We start from the raw sequence: 6,717 nt of genomic DNA on the forward strand, positions 1-6,717 counted from the left end.
TTCGTCAAAATACCTTTGAACTGCCATAATCTTAAAATCAGTTGAATATTTAGTCATAAAAAACACCCCATAATTATTAGATTTTTATGTCTAACAATTATGGGGCACTTCACCTAACATAAAGAACTCTGGCTATTTTTCTAGTCAAACTAACTATTTGGGGAAAGAGCGTTCACTTATCCTAGCAAACATTCAATGCCAAAAACGCATTAAAGGCTAGGCTCCGATAGTGCTCGAGTCCTTCCGACTGACTCCGCTCTGTTTTTATTAGTCGAGCTACTCAAAGCAGCTTCTTCCGCTTATCCAAGACCAGCCTTCAATGCCAAGTACGCATTAAAGGTTGGTCTCTGATAATGCTCGGAAGCTAACCGCTTTGTTTCGCTCTGTTTTTACACTATTTGTGTTCTTAACGGAAGCCACCACCGCCGGAGCTGCCGCCGACACTGCCACCACCGCTGGAACTGGTTGCTCCACCACCTCCAGCTGAAGAGTAGCTGACTGAGTGGGTAAAACTAACAGTTTGCGTGAATGGATGCATGGTTGCTGTGTAATAGATACTTTCATTGGCGTAGTTTGGATAGACTTGCTGAAGTTGTTTTTCAACTTTGTCTAAGATACCGAAAGCTGCCGCCAGCAACATATATTCATCCCAGAGTGTGACTTCTTGGATATTACGCTCGTTTAGTAAGGAGAATTCTTCCAAATAGTTTTTGAGTTGAGCGAGTTGAGTGCGAATCTGACGTCCCTGATCGGTGAGTTGATAATCGTCATTGAGAAACATTCTGGCCCAACGGATGCCTTTTTTCTTCTTTTTATCTGAAGTTTTTAGCGCATCAGAGCTCGACTCGATCAAACCGTTTGCGAGACAATAATCATGACTGTAATCAGAAAAGTCAGCCATTAATTCTTGCCAGTTTTCTGAGTCGCTCAAGTATTTAGACAGGGCTTTTTGCGTGACAATTTGTTCATTTTCTACCTTTTTCAAAACGGAATAGAGTGAGCGCAGCGGCAATGGGGCGTCTTGCGTGGGCTCATTTAATAAGACAAACTGTGTCTGCGGCTGATGCTTCCCCTTGACACTTTCTTGTCTGAGATGGCCGTCTTTTACCAATTGTAATAGCGCGGCTGTCAAAAAGTTATTATTTTGAACCGGTCGACCACCGTTACCTGGGATCAATGTGAACAGATAGTATAACTCGAAAACATTGTGGGCAGTCACGCTGCGGTAGTATTTTCCTTGATTTTGTTTTTGGAGTTTTTTCATGCTTGGATAATAGCGGTGGTAATTTTTAATGCCACGTGTAAACCAAGCGATGATCAATACACCAATGACACCTAGCAAACTCAGACTGACCCACAAAATTCGGTGTAAGCGATCATTTTTGATGTTTTGCCCTGACTTGTAATCCTGATAATTAAAGTCACTGCCTTTAAAGGCTTCTTTGACGATCGAGTCAAAACTACGACTAGTTTGATAGTTAGTCTGATAAGTTCCTCGGGGGATTTCCATCAAAATTTTGACGTAATTATCTTCAGTCAGTGACTTATGATTGGCGACTTTAACCTGTCCTTGATTAAACTGGGTCGCTCCGTTAAAACCAAAGCCCCAGATGCCATAACCATTTTTGGCGCTAAATTTGTGCTGAGGATCATGAATTTTAATGGTCATATCACGGGGTGAGATCTCGACGTCTTTTTCGAGAAAGGTCCAGGCAATCATTTGTTTAGTTTTTGTTTGTTCAACAAAATTGGCAATCGAGTATTTAATGGTGTAAGTATGGGTGCCATACTTGGTGATGCCCCAGTTTAACTCATGTCCGTTTTGACCGTAATGCCAATTTTTAGTACGTTTGGAAGCATGGGGGTTCCAATAACTGCTGCGTTTCATTGGTTTGCCATCGAGCGCGACCGAATAATTTGAGAGCTGTTGTGGTCCTTTTAACTGCAGTGTTTTATAAATCTCACTACCTTCATCCGCAGTTACGTTCCATTTTTCAGTGATATTCGCAGTCCCATTAGGCTTGAGTCCAAGCGAAATATCCATTTTATTGACAGTTTGATCGGCCGAAACGAGCTGATTGCCAGCAAATAAGACTAGTAAACTGACCAACATCGCTAGTGTCCAGCGCATCAACTGTGAGTGTTGTTTTATTTTGACCATTGCGGCATCTCCTTTTTTCCGGGTGTATTTTGAAAATAGGGATGTTCGTTGAAATTAAATGGTCCGGCAATCAGCGAGTTAGGAAAAGTTTTGATCGAACGGTTAAAACGGGTCACAGTATCGTTGTAGATCATCCGGGATTGGCGGACTTGGTTTTCGTATTTGTCAACGGACTGCATCGTCTGCAGATAAACGTTGCTGGCTTTTAAGTCAGGATATTGTTCTGCTAGGGCACTGATTACTCCCAGCGCACTGTTAAATTGCTGGTCGTCTTGGGTGATATCTTTGACAGAAGCTTGGTTTGACACGCTGGAACGCTCCTCAATAATTTTGGTGAGCGTCTGACTTTCGTATGTTTGGTAGTTTTGGGTAGCAGTCATCAGATTTGACAATGCGTCCCAGCGGCTTTCAACCTGCGCAGAAATTTGACTCATGGCATTACTGATGTTTTCTTGGTACCTGACGAATTTGTTATAGGCAGCGATGGCCCAGATAATGATCAATAAGACTAGCGCGAGAACTAGTAACCAAAGCATGAAAAGACTCCTTTCTGGAAGTGGGTAAAAGGACGAGTTAGGTCGAGATAATTGCTTACTATAATATTAAGGTTATCATTATGATTTGATTTTTAGCAAGAGAAACGCTTACTATCCAAGTAGAGCGAGGTCAACAAACTAGGAACGATAACCAACATTTACACAACAAAAAAAGCCATGCTCCCACGCTGAGGGAGTGGCTCTTGGGTTGAGTCTACACAATATTTTTGTTTTTAAACGCTAGCATAAATTAGCGGCCACTTAGTTTTAAGACAATGAAAACGACAATTATGACGACGATTAGAATGATTATTTCAGTCACTGATGAATGGTGATATTGATCAGAAATATTACCAGTGACCATTTTTTGGACATGCTCAACCATTAATGAAATCGGGCCTTGTTTCTCTTTTTTTGGTTTGTTCATCAGCACTGCCTCCTCTTCATTATCAAGATAGCATAGCTTTGAAGATAATTCAAAAATTCGAGACGAATTAGCAGTAAAAAAACTAGTAACTTACCTTAAGTGGGAGTTACTAGTTTTTTTAGTGGTTATGCTTTGATTTCATAGTCTTTTTGCTTCAACAAGTTCAGTAAGAAGGCTGCTGCCATACAAAGAACTGCAATAGTAAAGACGTTGTGCAGTCCAGTATGATAGATTTGGTGCATTAGTGGGATCAATTTGTCAGGCAGTTGGTCAACTGTATGTGGGTTGATCATTTTGTTAAACATGTTCACCGTCAAATGTTCTGCTGGATGAGCATTGATTCCGTGCATGAGTGAATGGTTCATCACGATCCCAAAGGCGGAAATGGAAATACTTTGGGAAAGAGTCCGGACCAGGGTGTTAAAGGAAGTTGCCATCCCCATGTTTTCTGGGTCAACTACACTTTGCGAAATAATAGTTGAACCAGTCACTGTGATCCCAAAGCCTGTTCCTTGGAAGATTCCAATTAGCAGGAAGGCGTAAAATGGGGTATCAACTGGGAGGAAGATGAAAATCGTCCCAGTCACAACTAATAAGCCCATACTGGTCATTAAAATGTTACGCGGCGTCATTTTGCCTAACATAATTCCTGCTAAGAAAGAGCCAAAAATCCAGAAAATCGAACTTGGTGTTGTGGCAAAACCGGCAATCGTAGCGGGTAAGCCCAGTAACCCTTGCGTCCAAGAAGGAACATAAACGTCAAAGGCGATTAAGAAAATTGACATCATTGAAACGGCAAAGTTCTGAATCACAAATGTCCGATTTTTAAATAGATCGAGCAAGATGATTGGATCTTCTGCCCGTTTTTCCTGCCGAATAAAGAGCAATAAGCCTAAGACAGCGATGGCAAAAATAATCACAGCTAAAATGACGTTCACATGTGCCTGATTTAATACTTCAACGCCGTAGAGGATCCCGCCAATCGTTAAGGACAACCAGACAATTCCCCAGACATCAAGTTTGCCATGGGCATAGTGTTGGTCTTCTCTTAAGAAGATGGTGATCAAAATAATAGAAATTAAACCAATGGGAACGTTAATGAAGAAAACCCATTTCCAACTCAGATTATCAACGATCAAACCACCTAGCAGCGGGGCAGCGACTGAGGCAATCCCCCAGGCAGAGTTATTTAATCCCATGATTTGGGCCCGCTTGTCAGGCGGATAAATATCGGCAATGATGGTATTAGAGATCGGCAAAATGGCGCCAGCCCCGATCCCTTGGATTGCTCGCCAAGCAATTAATTGCGGCATGCTGGTGGAGAGTCCACTTAACATGGAACCGGCTAAGAAAATGACTAAACCAGTAATAAAGACTGGCTTACGCCCTAGATCATCCACAAGTTTGCCGTAGACTGGTGTGGAGAGGGTCGTTGTTAATAAGTAGATGGAAAAGACCCAGTTCATGATCGAGATGCCTTTAAGGTCACCAACGATCGTCGGCATGGCCGTCGAGATGATCGTACCTTCGACCGCACTTAGAAATGTCGCGATAAAAAGTGCAAAAGTAACGAGTCCTTTATTTGTTTTATTTTGTGCTTTCAAGATTAAAACTCCTAATAATATTAAATTTATCAAACAAACTATCTTAGCATATTTAGCGTTTGAATTCACTGACATTTTCTGAAAAAGCGGTGGATCAAGGTCAACGGCAGTCATTAGAGGAGCTCAAATGAATTTAAATTAATGAAGTAGACCAATCACACAGGAACGGGTTTTAGCGTCAGCAGTTAACAACTATAAGCTAAGTTCCAACACCCTGTTTTTCTGATAGATAAGGGCGATTATTTGAAAAAATGACTAATTCAAGTATAATTGGAAGCGTATTAACGACTGGAAACTTTTGCTATCAATTTGTTTTATTAATAGACCAATTGAGTTTAGTTAGAGGAGTTAATGTTTGTCGCAGTTAGGAAAGGCTGGGAAGATCACCAGTCAGACGGAATGGAAATATGGGGTGTTGAAATGAAAATTGGAATTCCAAAAGAACTTAAGAATAACGAAAATCGGGTGGCTTTACCACCGGCCGGGGTCTATGAACTAGTTCAAGCGGGACATCAAGTCTTTGTTGAGACGGCTGCTGGTCTAGGTTCTGCATTTAGTGACCAAGATTACGTAGAGGTTGGGGCTGAAATTGTTAACACAGCTGCAGAAGCCTGGAAACAAGAAATGGTGATGAAGGTGAAAGAACCTTTGCCAGAAGAATTTAAATATTTCCATGAAGGCCTGATCCTCTTTACTTATCTGCATTTAGCCAATGCCCGGGAGGTAGCTGTTGCTTTACAGGAAGCTAACGTGACGTCGATTGCCTATGAAAATGTGCAAATGGACGATGGCGAACTGCCTTTGCTTTCACCAATGAGTGAAATTGCTGGGCGGATGGCAACCCAGGTCGGTGCCGAATTTTTGGAAAGTCCAAAGGGCGGCAAGGGAATCCTGTTGTCAGGCGTACCCGGTGTACGGAAGGGCCATGTTGTAATCATCGGCGGCGGTGTAGCTGGTACCAACGCCGCTAGGATCGCACTGGGCTTAGATGCCCGGGTAACGGTTCTAGATGTGAGCGGTAAACGATTAAAGGAACTGGACACAGAATTTAATGGCCGAATTGAAACTTTAATGTCAAATAGTTTTAATATTGAACAACAATTAAAGACTGCTGATTTAGTAGTTGGTGCAGTTTTGATTCCAGGACATAAAGCACCAACTTTGGTAACCAAAGAAATGGTGGCCGAGATGCCAAAGAAATCGGTCATTGTGGATATTGCAATTGATCAGGGTGGAATCTTTGAAACGGAAAATAAAGTTGGAACCCATGATGACCCAATTGATGTGGTTGAAGATGTGATCCATTATGCTGTGGCTAACATGCCGGGAGCTGTAGCACAAACAGCCACACTGGCACTCAGCAATGCAACTTTGCCATTCGCTAAGAAGATCGTCAGCGGACCAATTGAGCAAGTAATCGAGCACCAGCCAGAACTAGCCCGTGGTGTTAATACCTATCGAGGCTATATGACACAACAGGCGGTGGCAGAAGACTTAGATTTAGAGTACACACCAGTGAATGTTGCGTTGAAAGGTAAATAGTAGAAATCAGCTTTGGTGTACTAATTTGAAAGGATCTTTTGCTAGGCTGAGATTGACTATCAATGGTGGAACTACAACGGACGATCAAGTTACTCAAAATTAATTAAGGTGATACTAATGAGCACTCGAATGAAATTGGTAACTATTATCTATCTACTGCTAACAATTGCACTGCTGATTTTTCGGCCGTTCAATGAAACAAGTAACGAACTGCTATTACTGTTATTGATTGCTTTGCTAGCGGCTTTTAGAACATTTGATAAGAAAGCAAAGAATGAACAAAAACATGATCATTAAGGGTTACGAGTAAGAACTGTTTTCTGCGCAAAAATAAGGGTCTAAACTTTTTAGTGTTGATGAGTTGATCATCAGCACTTTTTTTCTACGCAAAAAGGACATCATTTGTCCTCGTGTGCTACGATTAAAGTGTCTAATTAAAATCAAAGC

The 6,717-nt window shown here is 41.6% G+C and carries 6 protein-coding genes; 2 read left to right on the top strand and 4 right to left on the bottom strand.

All coding sequences use genetic code 11. The annotated features are described in order from the left end of the window. Positions 1-406: 406 nt before the first annotated feature. From LPAF129_RS10910 to LPAF129_RS10925, 4 genes are all read right to left on the bottom strand, one after another. Positions 407-2,161 carry a DUF2207 family protein gene (locus LPAF129_RS10910; protein WP_244057124.1) on the bottom strand — a complete coding sequence of 585 codons (1,755 nt, stop codon included), beginning with the start codon at positions 2,159-2,161 and terminating at the stop codon, positions 407-409. Next, positions 2,149-2,697, bottom strand: a complete 549-nt coding sequence (locus tag LPAF129_RS10915) for a LemA family protein (RefSeq protein ID WP_244057126.1) — start codon at positions 2,695-2,697, stop codon at positions 2,149-2,151. Before LPAF129_RS10915 ends, LPAF129_RS10910 begins: the two co-directional genes overlap by 13 nt. Positions 2,698-2,947: 250 nt before the next feature. Then, positions 2,948-3,124, bottom strand: a complete 177-nt coding sequence (locus tag LPAF129_RS10920; protein ID WP_244057127.1) for a hypothetical protein — start codon at positions 3,122-3,124, stop codon at positions 2,948-2,950. A 125-nt stretch (positions 3,125-3,249) separates the two neighbouring features. Next, complete coding sequence (locus LPAF129_RS10925) at positions 3,250-4,731, bottom strand: MDR family MFS transporter (RefSeq protein WP_373875051.1); 1,482 nt, start codon at positions 4,729-4,731, stop codon at positions 3,250-3,252. A 417-nt stretch (positions 4,732-5,148) separates the two neighbouring features. Here LPAF129_RS10925 and ald point away from each other — a divergent pair, with 417 nt between their 5' ends. Together ald and LPAF129_RS10935 are read left to right on the top strand one after the other, a co-directional pair. Next, positions 5,149-6,270, top strand: coding sequence for an alanine dehydrogenase (gene ald / locus LPAF129_RS10930; protein WP_244057134.1), 1,122 nt, complete (start codon positions 5,149-5,151; stop codon positions 6,268-6,270). Positions 6,271-6,399: 129 nt separating this feature from the next. Beyond that, the gene (locus tag LPAF129_RS10935; RefSeq protein WP_244057137.1) at positions 6,400-6,567 is read left to right on the top strand and encodes a hypothetical protein; all 168 of its coding nucleotides are present in this window, start codon (positions 6,400-6,402) and stop codon (positions 6,565-6,567) included. Positions 6,568-6,717 lie beyond the last annotated feature (150 nt).

Source organism: Ligilactobacillus pabuli (assembly GCF_022836475.1).
GTDB classification, from domain to species: Bacteria; Bacillota; Bacilli; order Lactobacillales; family Lactobacillaceae; genus Ligilactobacillus; species Ligilactobacillus pabuli.